General features: G+C 33.9%; 14 protein-coding genes. 7 read left to right on the top strand and 7 right to left on the bottom strand.

Annotation, left to right across the window (positions count from 1 at the left end):
- Positions 1 to 86 precede the first annotated feature (86 nt).
- On the top strand, positions 87 to 548 hold the full coding sequence (locus AB3G34_RS00440) for a DUF962 domain-containing protein (RefSeq protein ID WP_369753116.1): 462 nt from the start codon (positions 87 to 89) through the stop codon (positions 546 to 548).
- Positions 549 to 622: 74 nt separating this feature from the next.
- On the opposite strand, the gene obgE is transcribed toward AB3G34_RS00440, so the two are convergent.
- The 4 genes from obgE to hpt form a co-directional block, all read right to left on the bottom strand.
- Entirely contained in the window at positions 623 to 1624 is a 1002-nt protein-coding gene (obgE, locus tag AB3G34_RS00435) for a GTPase ObgE (RefSeq protein ID WP_367757160.1), read from the bottom strand.
- Positions 1625 to 1786: 162 nt separating this feature from the next.
- Positions 1787 to 3055, bottom strand: coding sequence for a hemolysin family protein (locus AB3G34_RS00430; RefSeq protein ID WP_369753115.1), 1269 nt, complete (start codon positions 3053 to 3055; stop codon positions 1787 to 1789).
- Positions 3056 to 3205: 150 nt separating this feature from the next.
- Positions 3206 to 3778 (bottom strand): adenylate kinase, encoded by a 573-nt coding sequence (locus tag AB3G34_RS00425; protein ID WP_367773530.1) that lies wholly within the window; start codon positions 3776 to 3778, stop codon positions 3206 to 3208.
- Positions 3779 to 3794: 16 nt separating this feature from the next.
- Positions 3795 to 4325, bottom strand: coding sequence for a hypoxanthine phosphoribosyltransferase (gene hpt, locus AB3G34_RS00420; RefSeq protein ID WP_367773527.1), 531 nt, complete (start codon positions 4323 to 4325; stop codon positions 3795 to 3797).
- A gap of 267 nt (positions 4326 to 4592) precedes the next feature.
- Here hpt and AB3G34_RS00415 point away from each other — a divergent pair, with 267 nt between their 5' ends.
- From AB3G34_RS00415 to purE, 4 genes are all read left to right on the top strand, one after another.
- The gene (locus AB3G34_RS00415) at positions 4593 to 6242 is read left to right on the top strand and encodes a DUF1800 family protein (protein WP_367773525.1); all 1650 of its coding nucleotides are present in this window, start codon (positions 4593 to 4595) and stop codon (positions 6240 to 6242) included.
- A 38-nt stretch (positions 6243 to 6280) separates the two neighbouring features.
- Positions 6281 to 7924: a DUF1501 domain-containing protein gene (locus AB3G34_RS00410; protein ID WP_369753114.1), complete on the top strand. Its 1644-nt coding sequence runs from the start codon at positions 6281 to 6283 to the stop codon at positions 7922 to 7924.
- 96 nt (positions 7925 to 8020) lie between these two features.
- Positions 8021 to 9172, top strand: a complete 1152-nt coding sequence (locus tag AB3G34_RS00405) for a 5-(carboxyamino)imidazole ribonucleotide synthase (RefSeq protein ID WP_369753113.1) — start codon at positions 8021 to 8023, stop codon at positions 9170 to 9172.
- A gap of 112 nt (positions 9173 to 9284) precedes the next feature.
- Complete coding sequence (purE, locus tag AB3G34_RS00400; RefSeq protein ID WP_369753112.1) at positions 9285 to 9770, top strand: 5-(carboxyamino)imidazole ribonucleotide mutase; 486 nt, start codon at positions 9285 to 9287, stop codon at positions 9768 to 9770.
- Between the two features lie 66 nt (positions 9771 to 9836).
- Here the strand turns inward: purE and AB3G34_RS00395 are convergent, their stop codons facing one another.
- Positions 9837 to 10505, bottom strand: a complete 669-nt coding sequence (locus tag AB3G34_RS00395) for a hypothetical protein (RefSeq protein ID WP_369753111.1) — start codon at positions 10503 to 10505, stop codon at positions 9837 to 9839.
- 232 nt (positions 10506 to 10737) lie between these two features.
- Between AB3G34_RS00395 and AB3G34_RS00390 the strand changes: the two genes are divergently transcribed.
- A complete protein-coding gene (locus AB3G34_RS00390; RefSeq protein WP_369754067.1) occupies positions 10738 to 12765 on the top strand; it encodes a M3 family metallopeptidase in 2028 nt (675 codons plus the stop codon).
- 37 nt (positions 12766 to 12802) lie between these two features.
- Here the strand turns inward: AB3G34_RS00390 and AB3G34_RS00385 are convergent, their stop codons facing one another.
- Both AB3G34_RS00385 and AB3G34_RS00380 read right to left on the bottom strand, forming a co-directional pair.
- Positions 12803 to 13918: an ATP-binding protein gene (locus AB3G34_RS00385; RefSeq protein WP_369753110.1), complete on the bottom strand. Its 1116-nt coding sequence runs from the start codon at positions 13916 to 13918 to the stop codon at positions 12803 to 12805.
- Positions 13919 to 14042: 124 nt separating this feature from the next.
- Positions 14043 to 14855: a hypothetical protein gene (locus AB3G34_RS00380; protein ID WP_367773517.1), complete on the bottom strand. Its 813-nt coding sequence runs from the start codon at positions 14853 to 14855 to the stop codon at positions 14043 to 14045.
- Positions 14856 to 14993: 138 nt separating this feature from the next.
- On the opposite strand from AB3G34_RS00380, the gene gcvP reads away from it, so the two are divergent.
- On the top strand, positions 14994 to 17837 hold the full coding sequence (gene gcvP / locus AB3G34_RS00375; protein WP_369753109.1) for an aminomethyl-transferring glycine dehydrogenase: 2844 nt from the start codon (positions 14994 to 14996) through the stop codon (positions 17835 to 17837).
- Positions 17838 to 17903: the final 66 nt, after the last annotated feature.

Raw genomic sequence — 17903 nt, 5'->3', positions numbered from 1 at the left:
AATTACTTCCTTTTTAATAAAATGAGCCAATAGTAGCAATTTTATGTTTTTTTATTACATTAGCTACCAATAGTAAAAAACAAAACATGAAAACATTAGATCAATGGTTTGAAGAATACAGTGTAAGTCATAAAAACGTGACCAATAAAAAAATTCATTACCTCTGTGTGCCTTTAATCTTTTTCTCTGTCGTAGGATTGTTCATGAGCATTCCCAATCAAATATTAGAACCACTTGCTTCTCTCCATCCTATTTTTGCCAATTGGGCTTTTGTTGTCTTAGTGTTTGTATTGTTATTCTATTTTAGGCTATCAATGGCAATGGGATTAAAAATGTTACTATTTACAGCGCTATGTTTAGTTGGCAATTATGTTATTTCACAAACATTTCCTTTATTATGGTTTTCTATTGCCGTATTCACTATTGGTTGGATAGGACAATTTTACGGACACAAAATAGAAGGTAAGAAACCGTCATTCATTAAGGATTTACAGTTTTTATTGATTGGTCCAGCTTGGGTAATAGATTCTGTGCTTAAATTAAATTAAGAAGCATTTTACTAAAAAACCCACTATAAAGCAATCGCGTCATAGTGGGTTTTTTATTTATAGAAATAGACTCTTTAGTCATTCAACATTTTCCATAGTTTGTCTTTCAACTCTGTCAATCCTTGTTGCGCAACAGACGAAATGAACATATAAGGAACATCTTTAAATGCGACATCCAACTCAGTTTTAAGCTCTGCTTTTAATTCGTCATCCAGCATATCACATTTTGATATTACTAACAAACGCTCTTTATCTAGCATTTCAGGATTGTATTTTGTCAATTCGTTTACAAGAATATCGTACTCTCCTTTAATGTCTGGGGTATCCACAGGAACAAGAAACAATAAAGTCGAGTTACGCTCAATGTGACGCAAGAAATAATGACCTAATCCTTTTCCTTCGGCAGCACCTTCAATAATTCCCGGAATATCAGCAATTACAAAAGATTGAAAATCTCTATAGGCTACAATTCCAAGATTTGGTTTTAAAGTGGTAAAAGGATAATCGGCAATCTTAGGTTTTGCAGATGTCAATACCGACAATAAGGTCGATTTTCCCGCATTAGGAAAACCTACCAAACCAACATCGGCCAAAACTTTAAGCTCTAGAATAACATCCATTTCAACACCAGGTAATCCAGGTTGAGAGTATCTTGGTGTTTGGTTAGTAGAACTTCTAAAATGCCAGTTTCCTAAACCACCTTTACCACCTCTAGAAAGTACTTGTTTCTCTCCGTCTTCAGTGATTTCAAATAAGATTTCACCCGTTTCTTTGTCTTTCACTACTGTTCCTAATGGTACTTCGATAAATTTATCATCTCCATCAGCTCCAGTACTTCTATCACCACTACCATCTCCACCGTTACCGGCTTTGATATGTCTTGCAAATTTAAGATGAAACAAAGTCCAAAGTCCTTTGTTCCCAACTAAAAACACGTGTCCACCACGTCCACCATCACCTCCATCAGGTCCTCCTTTTTCAATAAATTTCTCTCTATGCAAGTGCGTAGACCCCTTTCCTCCTTTACCGGAAGAAACAAATATTTTTACGTAATCTACGAAGTTCCCTTCAGTCATAACTCTTTTCTTTTACTTCGACATTGATCTAAAATACCTGACAGCCATCGGCTGTCCTCCTTTTAATTTCAAATCCTCTGTCATTTTTTTTTAGTATTCAATGTTGAGTTACCCTATTCAGCACATATCTTATGCTTTAAAATAGGGCAATCTATTTTATTTTCATAATGATTTCACCATTACTTTATCAATCTTTATACCATCCATATCAATAACTTCCAACTCAAATCGATGCCAAACTAGTTTTTCACCTTGTTTTGGTATATGTGAAAGCTCTGTCATAATTAATCCGCTAACGGTTGTCACATCATAATCATTTATCAAATCGTCCAATTCAAAATAGGTAAGAAAATCATGCAGTGAATAATGGCCATCCACTAACCACGAACCATCTTCTCTTTCTATCAATTGAAAATCTTCTTTGTAAAAATCAGACGCATCACCCACTAATGCTTCCAAAATATCATTCAAGGTAATGACTCCTTGAAAAACACCATATTCATCAGCCACAAAAGAATAATGAATTCCTGATTTTTTAAATTTCTCTAATGCTTTATAAGCTGTAGTATGCTCCATCATGAATGGCGCATCAGTCATTATTTCAGAAAGATGAATCGTTTCATTATCTATCCGCGCAAAAATGCTTTTCAAATTTACAACCCCTACAATATCATCATAATCGGCACCATAAACTGGATAAATAGAATGCAAATCTTTTATTATGTATTCCTTAATCTGACTCTTATTTGCATCTTGTTGCAAGAAAACCACTGATTTTCTATGCGTCATCAATGAGTTTATCTTTCTATCTCCAATATGAAAAACACGCTCAACAATATCTTGTTCAATTTCTTGCACTTCTCCGCCTTCGGTACCTTCTTTTATAAAAGCTTTTATCTCTTCTTCGGTTACTTTACCATCAGCATTGGGTTTTATTTGCAAAACCTTCAGTAAAAACTCAGTGGCATGTGTTAATAACCAAATAAATGGTGCCGTTACAATTGAAACCATTTTCATAGGCATTGCGACTGCTTTAGCAATGGATACAGGATGATTCATACCAATTCTTTTTGGCAATAATTCTCCCAAAACTAATGAGAAAAAGGTCAAAACCACTACAACTATTCCTACCGCAATGGTATGGGAATACGGTTTTAAAATTTCAAAACCATTAACAAAAGTCTCGACATTCAAAGTGATTTTATCCCCACTATAAATACCTGTTAAGATACCTATTAACGTAATCCCTATTTGAACAGTGGATAAAAACTTATTAGGTGAATTGGCCAACTCTAATGCTATCTTAGCACTTTTGTTCCCTTTTTTGGCAGCAGATTCTAATCTATTTTTTCTTGCTGAAATCAATGCAATTTCAGACATGGAGAAAACTCCATTTAATAGTATTAAAAAAAATATTATTAGTATTTCCATGTTTTTTCTAGCCCAGATGGTAGTGAAAAGTGCGCCGCTTGTAAAACTTTATTTTTCTTGATATAAAAGAGCGACCAAAGGAAGCTCCTTTTTTATTTTAGAAAAATTGTTTTATAAGCAAGCACTTGCAACGTACAGCTGGAATTGCTCCTATAAATTATCTATAACCGTACTTAAACGCTCTGTAATTTCTTGGATTGTCCCAATACCGTTTACGGCATAAAATTTTCCTTGTTTATCGTAATACCCCATTAATGGCGCAGTTTTCTCATTGTATTCTTGGTACCGATTTCTGATTTTGTCTTCGTCTTGATCGTCAATTCTACCACTTGTTTTTCCTCTTTCTAATAAACGTTGAATCAGGATTTCATCATCGGCTTCAAGAGCAATTGTGGCAGCAACACTAGAGTTAATTGTCGTAAGAAAAGCATCTAATGCTTCGGCTTGAGATATTGTTCTAGGATATCCGTCAAATAAAATTCCATTAGTATCCGGATGTTTATTTACCTCATCAATTAGCATTTTTGTTGTCAATTCATCTGGCACTAGATCTCCAGCATCCATGTAGACTCTTGCTTGTTTTCCTAGTTCTGTATCATTTTTCAAATTGAAACGAAATACATCTCCAGTGGAAATATGAGTTAACTTGTATTTTTCTTTTAAAAACTCGGCTTGAGTTCCTTTTCCTGCTCCTGGTTTCCCAAATAAAACGATATTAATCATAGTGTGTATTGAGTGGTTATTCTTTTAATTTATATACTTCTGGTAAGTTTCTTCCTAGTCCATCATAATCTAAACCAAAACCAACTATAAATTTATTTGGAATTCTAATTCCAACATAGTCAACTTTGATATCTTTTTTATACGCTTCAGGTTTGAAAAATAAAGTTGCGATTTTGAAATGCTTTACGTTTTGCTTTTTGAATAATTCTTTCAGCTCTACTATAGTATTTCCAGTATCAACAATATCTTCTATTATAACAACTGAACGCCCTGACAAGTCCTGATTTAATCCTATTAACTGTTTTACCTCATCCGTTGATGTAGTTCCCTCGTAAGAAGCCATTTTAATAAAGCTTAGTTCGCATGGTTTTTTATAGCTTTTCATAAAATCAGAAACTACCATAAAAGAGCCATTTAGAACTCCTATAAAGACAGGAATTTCATCTGCAAAATCATCTTCTATTTGTGCTACCATTTTTGCAATCGCAAACTCAATTTCTTTGGCAGAAATAAATGGAACAAATTGTTTATCGTGAAGTTGAATCATTATTTATATGTTTTAAATAATTTGCAAAGATACAGAATTCGAAATTGACAATAGGAAAATGAAGATTAATTTGTGATACGAATCTAAAACCGACAAATAACAAATAGACCTAAATACATAAAATAACAAAAAAAATACCTGTTAAAAAAACACAATCATTTGAAAAACAAGCATTTAAACGTTAAAAATAAACAGATAAACGAAAAAAAATTTAACAAATTTTATTTATTCTTATCTTTAATAGAGGATGTTTAAAATCATAAAACTATGGCTTCATTAAATCCAAATACAGCTATTTTAGGTATAAAAAACGCAAAACATTTGTTGCGAAGAGCCACATTTGTATATACAAAAACCTTAATTGATCAATATGCCACATTAACTCCTAATCAAGCGTTAGACTTGTTATTAATCGACTCTCCTCTTACATTACCATTACCTTATGACCCATTACCAACCTCTGCACCTGTAGGGTACTGGACAGAAAATATTAATTTAATTTACAACCCCAGCGATCAATATAGACAATCTCCTATTTTATCTGGCTGGTGGTGGTTTAACTCTATTAAAAGTCCAACTTTAAAATTCAAACTTTGCCATTTCTTATCGACCCGTTTTACAGTAATAAAACATCCAGAAGTTTTTGGGTCTGCTACGGAGTTTTATGACTATCTCCGATTGTTATTATTCTATTCCTATGGTAATTATAAAACATTAGCCAAAAAGATGACACTTAATAATTCTATGCTTTACTTTTTGAGCAATACTTATAATGTCAAATCTTCTCCAAATGAAAACTACGCCCGAGAGTTTTTGGAATTATTTACAATAGGAAGAGGCCCTCAAATAGCAGTAGGTAATTATACCAATTACACTGAATCCGACATCGTTCAAGCCGCAAGAGTTCTAACGGGTTTTAAAAGACAGTCGAATAGATCCGTTATAGATTCCGAAACAAATATCCCTAAAGGATACAATGTGTTTTCCGACCATAATACCAGTGCCAAAATTTTTAGTAGTGCATTTAACAACACCACAATAACATCTGCAACAGACAGCATGTCAATGGATAACGAATTAAATAGCTTTGTTGAAATGATCTTTAATCAACAAGAAACAGCTAAAAATATTTGTAGAAAACTCTATACTTATTTTGTAAAAAGCAATATTAGTATCGAAACAGAAAATGATATTATAATTCCTTTATCACAAGAGCTTTACAATAACGGATATGAAATTGTTCCAATAATACGAAAATTACTCATTAGCCTACATTTTTATGATTTAGATGATACCGATCCAACAGACGAAACTATTGGGGCAATGATCAAATCTCCAATTCAACAATTGTCAGAAACCTGTACGTATCTTCAGGCAACAATACCAAACCCTACAGCAGAGCCATTTGATTATTTCCAAGTGTTTTGGAACTTTGTAAACGGTACCTTTTCACTAAACTCTAATATGAAGTTATTTGAACCCGATACAGTTGCGGGACATCTTGCTTATTATCAGTCACCCGAATATGACAAAAAATGGATTTCTGGATCTACCCTAATTGCAAAATACAGATTAGGAGAATCACTACTTGATGGATTAAATAGAATAGGCAACAACAGTACAATCGCTGCTAAAATCTCTATTTCTGAAGTCATAAAAAATAGTGGAATTATCTCAAATCCTTCTGACGCTTATATATTAACTTCCGAATTATCCAATGCCCTTTTTGCTCAAGAAGCAAATACAGAACGTACTTCTTATTTTATGAATTCATTTTTATTGCAGGGTCTTGCTTCCTATTACTGGACTGACTCTTGGAATAATTACATAAGCACAAATAACAATACTGTAGTAGAATCCCGATTAAAACTATTAGTAATTAAAATATTAAGAGCTCCCGAATCTCAAATGTTTTAGCCTTTTTTCTGAATTAAAAAAACCTAAAAACTAAAAACATGAGAAGAAGAAATTTTATCCAAATAACTTCTACGGCTAGTGTATTGTCATTATTTCCCTCCGAAGTTTTCGCCCTTTTCAAATCAGCTGGAATGACTACCTGTCCTGATGTGATCTCTAAAAAAATCGTTTTAATTCAATTATCTGGCGCCAACGATGGTTTAAACACAATTATACCCATTAACCAGTATGATACTTATGCTTCGCTGCGCCCTAACATCAAACTCAATAATATTGGCGCTCCAAATGGGATCATTAATTTGGACTCCACATTAGCGCTTACGGATCAAGTTGGTTTGCACCCTTCATTGACTGGCTTCAAATCCTTGTACGACAGTGGATTCATGAGAGTCATTCAAGGTGTTGGCTATCCATTTCAAAATAAATCCCATTTTAAATCAACTGACTTATGGCTAACAGGTGGTGATGGAACAACAGCAAACAACTCTTTAACAAGCGGTTGGATTGGTCGTTTTTTAGAACATTACTATTCTAATTTTCTAACATCAAATTTCCCCTTAGGGATTCAGCTCGGGAACAGCGACAATTCTTTAGGTTTCTATGGTGAAGTAGAACACAACATGTCCTTAAATATTACGGGACAATCTCCATCTGGATTCTATTCAGTTGTAAATGGATTAGGAGGAAGTCCTCCTACTGCGATTCCAAAATCAGAATACGGTGATTTAATTCAATTCATCATTAATAATGATGCTGCTACAAATACTTATGCTCAGACTATATCCAACTCCTTTAATACAGGTTCAAATTCAATACCCTACCCAAATACAACATTGGCAAATCAACTAAAAACTGTAGCCCGATTTATTTCTGGAGGCCTTCAAACTAAAGTTTATTTAGTTAAACTAGGAGGATTTGACACTCATAACTTACAGGTTGCAGCAAATGACACCACACATTTAGGAGCACATGCAGCACTCTTAACTCAATTATCAGAAGCAGTCAATGCTTTTATTATTGATTTAAATAATCAAAATTTAGGAAATGATGTAGTTTCGGTTACCTTTTCTGAATTTGGAAGAAAAGCGGGTGAAAACGCAAGTTTAGGAACTGATCATGGAGAAATTGCACCTGTATTTGTTTTTGGCAATTCAATAACCCCAGGTATTTCGGGAACAAATGTGAATCTCTCAGAGGCAGTTGCAGCCAACGGATACCAAATTAAAACCGTGCAACATGATTATAGAAGAGTATTTAGTACTATTCTTCAAGATTGGTTTGGAACAAGCAATCAAACATTGGATTTAAGCTTTTATAATTACACCGATAATACTGGTTTTTCAAATAATAAAATTGCCAATTTGATAAAATCCCAATATGTCGTTACCCCTTCTTGTTATACTAATAGTACTTTATCAATAAATGTATTTGAAAAACCAGCTGAGGCAATAGTATATCCTAACCCTGCCTCAGAATTAATCACTATTAATCTACATAACAATAATGAAATTTATTCAGCATCCTTATTTTCATTAGACGGAAAACTAATTGCTAAATTTAACAATCCACAAATAGGGAATCAGTATTCAATTAATGTTCAAAATATCCCCTCTGGATTCTACTTTTTAAAAATCGAAACCGATAAGGGTTCATTATCAAAAAAAATAATTATTAGAAGATAGAAGCCAATAGTCAAACAACTATTTAACAATATTAAAATGTATCTTTTTTATTTTACTCATTTAAAAGTATCTTTGCACGCAACAAATAACAATACAATGAATTATTTTTCTTCTGATTTTAAATTGGGAATTCTAGGTGGTGGACAATTGGGTAAAATGATGCTATTCGATACCCGTAAATTTGACATACAAACCTATGTCTTAGATCCAAGTGAAGAAGCGCCAAGCCGAATAGCTTGTGATCATTTTTTTCAGGGTGATTTAATGGATTTTGAAACCGTTTATAATTTTGGAAAAAAAGTAGATGTGCTTACTTTTGAAATTGAACTTGTTAATCTAGAAGCTTTAATAAAACTAGAGAATGAAGGATTAAAAGTATACCCTTCGCCTAAAACGCTACAATTAATTCAAAACAAAGGAATTCAAAAAGCATTTTATGCTGAGCATAATATCCCAACCGCCCCGTTCAAGCGATTTGACAATTTAAAAGCCCTAGTAGTTAAAATTTTAGATTCTAAAATAAAATTGCCATTTGTATGGAAATGTACTGAGTTTGGTTATGATGGAAATGGAGTAAAAGTCATTCGTCAAATAGCTGATTTAGATCACCTGCCTAATGTAGAATGCATTGCCGAAGAAATGGTGCCTTTCAAAAACGAATTAGCTGTTATTGTTTGTCGCAGTCCTTCTGGTGAAATTAAAACGTATCCTGTAGTTGAAATGGAATTTCATCCGGAAGCCAATCAGGTAGAATACGTAATTTGCCCTGCTCGAATTGACGACAAAGTGGCTGCTAATGCTAGAACTATAGCTTTAAACGTTTCTGAAAAATTCAATCATGTTGGATTATTAGCAGTTGAAATGTTCCAAACAGAAGACGATGAAATACTAGTGAATGAAGTAGCACCAAGACCACACAATTCTGGACACTATTCTATTGAAGCTAGTTATACTTCTCAGTTTGAAAACCACATTCGTGCCATACTCAATCTTCCTTTAGGAAATACAGATAGTAAAGTAGCTGGAGTTATGGTTAACTTAGTTGGCGAAGAAGGATTTTCTGGAAATGTTGTTTACGAAAACATTGACACTATTTTAGGATGGAACGGAGTTACCCCACATATTTACGGTAAAAAACAAACCCGTCCTTTTAGAAAAATGGGACATGTCACTATCGTAAACCAAAACATGAATGAAGCCAGAAGAATTGCTGAAGACGTGAAGAATACAATAAGAGTAATCGCATAATATATTAAAAGATTGAAAAATTAAAAGATTAAAAAAATTGGTTTGCCTCAAAAACAAGCTTCAATTGAAATCTTTAAATACTTAAATCTTTAAATCTTTAAATAATAAAAAAATGAAAGTAGCTATAATCATGGGAAGTATCTCAGATATGCCCGTAATGCAAGAAGCCATTGAAATCTTAAAAGGATTTGAAATAGAAACAGAAGTCGATATCGTTTCGGCACATAGAACACCTGAGAAACTTTTTGATTTTAGTAAAAATGCACATACTCGTGGTATTTCAGTAATTATTGCTGGTGCTGGTGGTGCCGCACATTTACCTGGAATGGTTGCTTCAATGTCTCCATTACCTGTAATTGGGGTTCCTGTAAAATCAAGTAATTCTATTGATGGCTGGGACAGCATTCTTTCTATTTTACAAATGCCAGGTGGCGTTCCCGTAGCAACTGTTGCACTTAACGGTGCAAAAAACGCAGGAATACTAGCTGCTCAAATTATTGGAAGTCATGATCCCGCTATTTTAGAAAAAGTAATCCAATATAAAACAGGATTAAAAGATGCCGTAATCATAGCATCCAAAAGTTTACTTAAAAAATAACATCTCCTAATTGCAACAAAGGCTTCCCATTACGGAAGCCTTTGTTGTTTTTAAAATTGTTAGAGTTTATACCTCCTCTTCTATTTCCTCTAGAATACCTTCAAATTCTGAAGCGGTTATATCTTCATTATTAATCCAGTTCTCTGAAGTCACTAAACTGTAGTTTACATTATCTTCTGTATTCAATTCCCAAATAATACCTTCCGCTTCTGGGAAAGGAATGTTCTTAGACATTTGATCGTCAAACAATCTTTTTATCAAATTCCGATCAGACAATCCGTTATTCAATAATTTCAGTACATTTTCGGCTGTCAATTCTTTCACTTCTCCATCAACTGGAGTCATTGAAAAATGAACAACTGAAGCTTTGGCATTAGGAAACTTTCCGTTATACGCTTTAAAAAGCAATTGATTGATATGAAACAAAGTCCCTTGCAAATGAATTTCGGGATACTCTTCACATACTTTATCAATTAACATATTATGAGAAATTTGCTCTATTTGTCCTTCATTTAATTCTTCAGACAATTTGTAAGCAAGCACTATTTCAGCCGCTTCGTTAGGCTCATAATCAGATATGGCCATTTCTAGTAATTCTGGTAAATTCTTTTTTTCTGCAGTAGCCGCATCTGGAAAATTGAATTTTTCTAGTAATTGAATAAAATCTTCATCAGACCAATACCCTTCCACTTCATTTACAGTATCGATACGCTTTATTATAATTTGGTAATTCATTTATTGTATATTATTTGCAATTGTTAATGATTAGCTTATTCAAAATCTAATCTAATTGTACAATTTAAGCTTTTTACCGCTTCTAACGAAATAAATAACATAACTATAACACAAATACTTTAAGGAGGTAGAGCGCAAATCAATCCAATTTTAAACGCTCCTTTTTCTATAAATCGCTACATTTGTAGTTCAAAATATTTCGTTTCAAATAATGAAAACTAATTATAATACAATGAAAGTCTTAACTTCAAAATTCAATACTAAATACGATACTGCTCCTTTTTCTAAAATAAAGAATGAAGATTATCTACCCGCTTTTCTAGAAGGAATCGCATTGGCAAAAGCCGAAATTGACGTTATTGTCCAAAACAATGACACACCTACTTTTCAAAATACTATAGAGGCATTAGATTTTAGTGGATATACGCTGGATCGTCTTTCCAGTATTTTCTTCAATTTGAATTCGGCGGAAACCAATGACGAAATGCAAAAAATCGCTCAAGAAGTTTCTCCTTTACTCTCTGATTTTGGCAATGACATCACTCTTAATGCTGATTTATTTGCAAAAGTAAAAGCTATTTACGAACAAAAGGATAACTTGAACCTTAACCCAGAACAGTCTACATTACTAGACAAAAAATACAAAGGTTTCTCTAGAAATGGCGCCAATTTACCTGAAGACAAAAAGATCTTGCTTCGAGAAATAGACAAAGAACTGTCTAAAACAAGCCTTAAGTTTGGTGAAAATGTTTTAGCAGAAACACAAGGGTTTCAATTGCATATTATAGATGAAAGCGACTTATCCGGCTTACCTGAAGGAACTATAGAAGCTGCTCGTTCACTAGCCAAGAGCCAAGATAGTGATGGATGGATTTTCACCTTAGATTATCCAAGTTATGTTCCTTTTGTCACTTATTCAGATAAACGTGAACTTAGAAAGAAAATGGCAATCGCTTTTGGCGCCAAAGGTTTTCAAAACAACGAATTTGACAATCAGGAAAATGTACTTAAAATTGCCAAATTGCGTTTTGACAGAGCACAACTTTTAGGGTATGCAACACATGCTCATTTTGTATTGGAAGAGCGTATGGCCGAAAGTCCTGAAAAAGTAAAATCATTCTCTCATGATTTATTGGCCAAAGCCAAACCTGCGGCTTTAAAAGAATTTGCTGAATTATCTGCTTTCGCCAAAAAACTAGACGGACTTGAACAACTAGAAAAATGGGATGGCGCATACTATTCGGAAAAATTAAAACAAGAATTATTTAATTTGGATGATGAAAAACTAAAACCGTATTTTCAACTAGAAAAAGTTTTAAAGGGTGCTTTTACCATTGCTGGAAAATTATACGGACTTACTTTTACTGAAATATTTGATATCGATAAATATCATGACGAAGTGGTGACTTATGAAGTTACTGATGCTAATAAGGAGTTAGTTGCTATTTTCTACGCTGATTTTTTCCCTCGAAAAGGAAAACGAAATGGCGCTTGGATGACTTCATTCAAAACCCAATTTATTAAAGATGGCGTAAACGAAAGACCACATATTTCTAATGTTTGTAATTTCACAAAACCTACTGAAACAAAACCTTCTTTATTAACTTTTAATGAAGTGACCACTTTGTTTCATGAATTTGGCCATGGATTACACGGAATGTTAGCCAATACAACTTATCCAAGTTTATCTGGAACATCAGTATATTGGGACTTTGTAGAGCTTCCAAGTCAAATCATGGAAAACTGGTGTTATGAGTCGGAAGCTTTGGCTTTATTCGCTACTCATTATCAAACTGGTGAAATGATTCCGATGGAATATGTTACTAAAATTAAAGAAAGTGCCAGTTTCCAAGAAGGGATGGCAACGATGCGTCAATTGAGTTTTGGATTATTAGATATGGGATGGCATGGACAAGACCCTACATCAATTACTGATTTAAAAGCATTCGAAACAGAACAATTTGCCGATACGCAATTGTATCCTGAAGTAGCAGAAAATGCCATGAGCACTTCTTTTTCACACATCTTTCAAGGTGGATACTCATCAGGGTACTACAGCTACAAATGGGCCGAAGTACTCGATGCTGATGCTTTTGAATATTTTCAAGAAAAAGGAATTTTCAACAAAGAAGTGGCTGATAAATTCAAAGACAATATCCTTTCAAAAGGTGGCACCGAACACCCAATGATTTTATACAAACGTTTTAGAGGACACGAACCAAGTCCAGATGCTTTATTAAAAAGAGCTGGATTGATATAGATTACCAATTAAGACCGAAGTGAGAGCTTCGGTCTTTTTATTTCAAAAACTCCCTAAAATTATCTTTATTAACCACTAAAAAACAAGGATGATAGGCTTCATCAAATGATTTAGGCAATTTGGTTTTTTTGATAGGTGACCATTTAAATTCAAATGCACTTACTGCATCAGCATTAATCTCGATATAATCTATTTCTTGTTGAGTTGTAGTTCTCCAGAAATAAGGTCTTGCCAAACTGTTATTATAGGAAAGGTACTTGACTCTCTCTGACACTAAAAAATTTTCCCAAAGCGCTCCTTTATCTTGTCTAAATTCTAGGGTATTGAAATTCCCTATCAACATATTTCGAACACCATTGTCATAAAAATAAATCTTTCTATTGGCTTTAATCTCGTTTCGCAGGTTCTTACTGTAACTATTTAACCTAAAGACCACAAATGCTTTCTCTAGCAAATCAATGTAATTATTAACTGTATTTTTATCCACACCTACTAATTGTGCAATTTCATTATAGCTCACTTCATTTCCAACTTGAAAAGCCAAAGCTTGCAAGATTTTCTCTAAAACATCTGATTTTCTAATGCCTGCTAAGCTCAAAACATCTTTATACAAATAACTAGAAACAAGATTTTTTAAAATTTCATATTCATTTCCAAAATTATTAATCACATCTGGATACATTCCGTACAGCAACCGCAACGCTAATTGCTGCTGTGCTTTTATGTAACCCACATTGGTTTCAAATTCGTTCCAAGAAATAGGATACAAATGATATTCGAATTTGCGCCCCGTCAATGGCTCCTGAGTGAGATTATTGATATCAAAAGCCGACGAGCCACTTACAATTACCTGAACATCTTTTATTTGATCAACAATAATTTTCAATTTCAAGCCTATATTAGGAATGCGCTGCACCTCATCAATAAAAACATACTTGTAGTCACCGATTATACTTTTTAAGGTTTCGGTATTGGCTTTCGCCAAAGTTTCAGCCACAATCGAATCATCACCATCCAAGAATAAAAACGGAATATCCTTCAATAAAGCATTGACCAAAGTTGTTTTACCAACTTGGCGCGGTCCTATAAGAACAATTGCTTTGCCTTTATTCAGTTTTTCCAGTAAATTATCTTTCAAATACCTAATAATCATAGCCTTAAATTTAAAACAAAGATATACTATTAATTTATATTCACCAATATTATACTAAAATTGGTGAACGTATTCACCAAAATAATATATTTTTTGGTGAATATATTCACCAAAACTACTGTTTTTAAAAGAAAACCACCATCAGCCACCAAAAAATCGGAATGCTTTCCACCCAAAAAGAAGTGTAATATTTAGATCGGGTTTCATTGGCGAAAGCCAAAAATAATGAAAGAGCGAGAACTAGAATTCCATTAACAATCAATTGTTCTTCAATAAAATTATTTTTTAAAAACTCTAAAAAATAAAAAGGGAGCAATAGCAACAAACCTACCATTTTTGTTCGCTTCACACCTATTTGTTGTGGTACCGTTTTTAGATGTGGATCGTCATTTGCCAAATCCAATATCTCAAAAATAAGAATCAGCACAAAAACCAATATAAAACGTTGAATACATTTTAGATAAAAGTCAAGTCCAAGTGCAATATGTGCATTCACTAAGGGTAAAACCAGCGTCACTCCTACCCAACACAAAGCAACAATATAAATTTTTACTCCTGCCCAGTTTCTAGCATTTTTTCTATTGGGGAAAAATGGAAGTGTATAAAGCAATGTTAAAGCAAGGACACCAATAGAAACCATTTGGGTAATCAGTTGTAATTTAAAGAAAAAATACCCAACAGCAATCAAAGAAAAAAAACTCAAAACCGCAATTAACTTAAGCTCCTTGCGCATCGTGTGTTTTTTGGCTCTTGCCAAAGCATCATATTTTACAAAATTATATCCTACGATTGTCCCAAAAAAAGCAAAATAAGCCATGGGATCATCCGTCGATATGTTGAACATAAAATGCGTCATTCGCACCAATGCGTATACAGAAAGTGCAACGTGAATACTGCTTCTGATATAAAAATCCAATAGTTGTTTAAAGCTAATCATTAAACAAAATTAATCAATTGTAAGCAAATACCACATTTAGTTGAAAAATTGATAAAAATTGAATGTTAAAACCCGAATTAGATTGTTTATAATACTTATTTTTGCACCACTAAAAAAACACAACATTACCATATATACATGAAAACAGACTCATTTGCTTTAAGACACTTAGGCCCAAGGGAAAACGATTTACCAAAAATGTTAGAAACCATAGGTGTTGAAACTTTAGATCAGTTAATATTCGAAACTATTCCTACTGACATTCGATTAAAGAAACCGTTGGAATTGGAGCATATTATGACTGAATATGAATATGCAAATCACATTCGGTTATTAGGTCGTACTAACAAAGTGTATACATCCTATATTGGTTTAGGGTACCACCCTACCATTGTCCCTCCAGCAATTCAAAGAAATATTTTTGAAAACCCAGGATGGTATACCGCTTACACACCATACCAAGCCGAAATTGCTCAAGGTCGTCTTGAAGCTATTTTGAATTTTCAAACCATGGTTATTGAATTAACGGGAATGGAAATTGCAAACGCCTCTTTACTTGATGAAAGTACCGCTGCAGCTGAAGCCATGGCTTTGTTATACGATGTTCGATCAAGAGATCAAAAGAAAAATAATGTATGTAAATTCTTCGTTTCTGAAGAGATTTTACCACAAACATTATCCGTTTTACAAACGCGTTCTGCTCCCATTGGTGTAGAATTAGTGATAGGAAATCACCAAGAATTTGATTTCTCAAAAGAGTTTTTTGGAGCTATTTTACAATATCCAGGAAAATACGGTCAAGTATATGATTATGCTGACTTCATCAAAAAAGCAAATGATAACGAAATAAAAGTAGCGGTTGCTGCCGATATTTTATCACTAGTAAAGCTAACGCCTCCAGGTGAAATGGGAGCTGCAGTAGTAGTAGGAACAACACAACGTTTTGGAATACCAATGGGTTATGGTGGACCACATGCTGCTTATTTTGCAACAAAAGAAGAGTACAAACGTTCTATGCCAGGAAGAATCATTGGAGTTTCGCAAGATGCTAATGGGAACCGCGCTTTACGTATGGCATTGCAAACACGTGAACAACATATTAAGCGTGAGAAAGCAACTTCAAACATTTGTACTGCTCAAGTATTATTATCAGTTATGGCTGGAATGTTTGCAGTATATCACGGTCCAAAAGGATTAAAATACATTGCTAATAAAGTCCATTCTGCTGCTGCAACTTTAGCTGAGGCTTTAAATCAATTAGGTGTTTTTCAAACCAACACAGCTTTTTTTGATACTATAGTAGTAAAAGCAGATGCTCAAAAAGTAAAAACTATTGCCGAAAAGAATGAGGTAAACTTCTATTATATTGATAACGAAACGATTTCTATTTCAGTAAACGAGACCATTTTATCATCTGATATTAATCAAGTAATTGCCATTTTTGCTGAAGCAGTAGGAAAAGAAGCTTTTGAAGTTTCGGAATATGTTTTAGAGAACAATTATCCGATGCTTTTAAACAGAACATCGGAATTCTTAACGCATGAGGTATTCAACAAATACCATTCGGAAACGAGTATGATGCGTTATATCAAAAAATTAGAACGTAAAGATTTATCATTAAATCATTCGATGATCGCTTTGGGTTCTTGTACTATGAAATTGAATGCAGCTGCTGAAATGTTACCATTAAGTATGCCGTATTGGAATACTATCCATCCATTTGCACCTTTAGATCAAGTTGAAGGGTACACTAAAATGCTTAAAAAATTAGAGCATCAATTAAATGTGATTACTGGTTTTGCAGGAACTACATTACAACCTAACTCTGGAGCCCAAGGCGAATATGCCGGTTTGATGACTATTCGCGCGTACCACCAATCAAGAGGCGATGAGAAAAGAACTATTTGTTTGATTCCTGCGTCGGCTCACGGAACAAACCCTGCATCGGCAGCAATGGCTGGAATGAAAATTATCGTGACCAAAACAATGGAAAATGGTAATATTGATGTAGAAGATGTTAGAGAAAAAGCGATTCAATACAAAGATGAATTGTCCTGTTTAATGGTAACGTATCCATCTACTCACGGTGTTTTTGAAAGTGCTATTAGAGAAATCACTCAAATTATTCACGATAATGGTGGACTAGTTTACATGGATGGTGCTAATATGAATGCTCAAGTAGGTTTAACAAATCCAGCTACTATTGGCGCTGACGTTTGTCACTTGAACTTGCATAAAACATTCGCTATTCCTCATGGAGGTGGTGGACCAGGTGTAGGACCTATTTGTGTAAACGAAAAATTAGTTCCGTTTTTACCAACAAACCCATTAGTAAAAGTAGGTGGTGATAAAGGAATTACTGCTATATCTGGAGCGCCTTATGGATCAGCTTTAGTTTGCTTGATCTCTTATGGATACATTTGTATGTTAGGTGCTGAAGGAATTACTAATGCAACTAAATATGCTATCCTGAACGCTAACTACATGAAAGCTCGTTTAGAGGAGCATTATCCTATTTTATATTCTGGTGAAAAAGGAAGAGCAGCTCACGAAATGATTCTAGACTGCAGAGGTTTCAAAGTAAAAGGTATCGAAGTTTCTGATATTGCAAAACGTTTAATGGATTATGGTTTTCATGCTCCAACTGTTTCTTTCCCTGTGGCTGGAACGTTAATGATTGAACCAACAGAATCAGAAGATGTAGGAGAATTGGATCGTTTTTGTGACGCTATGATAGCCATTCGTAAAGAAATTGAAGAATCTTCTGTCGAAGAACCAAACAATGTATTGAAAAACGCACCACATACTTTAGCAATGCTTACTGCTGACACTTGGGTATTACCTTATTCAAGAGAAAAAGCAGCATATCCTTTAGAATATGTAGCGGAGAATAAATTTTGGCCAAGTGTTCGTCGTGTAGATGAAACCTATGGGGATAGAAATTTAGTTTGCAGCTGTGCGCCAATCGAAGCGTATATGTAATATGTACTGATCCCTTTGAAAAAAGGAATTAAAATAACAAACCCCAAATGCTATTATAAAGCATTT

The sequence above is a fragment of the Flavobacterium sp. WC2409 genome, assembly GCF_041200085.1.
Classification (GTDB): Bacteria; Bacteroidota; Bacteroidia; order Flavobacteriales; family Flavobacteriaceae; genus Flavobacterium.
This window is presented reverse-complemented; position numbering and strand designations above follow the sequence as displayed.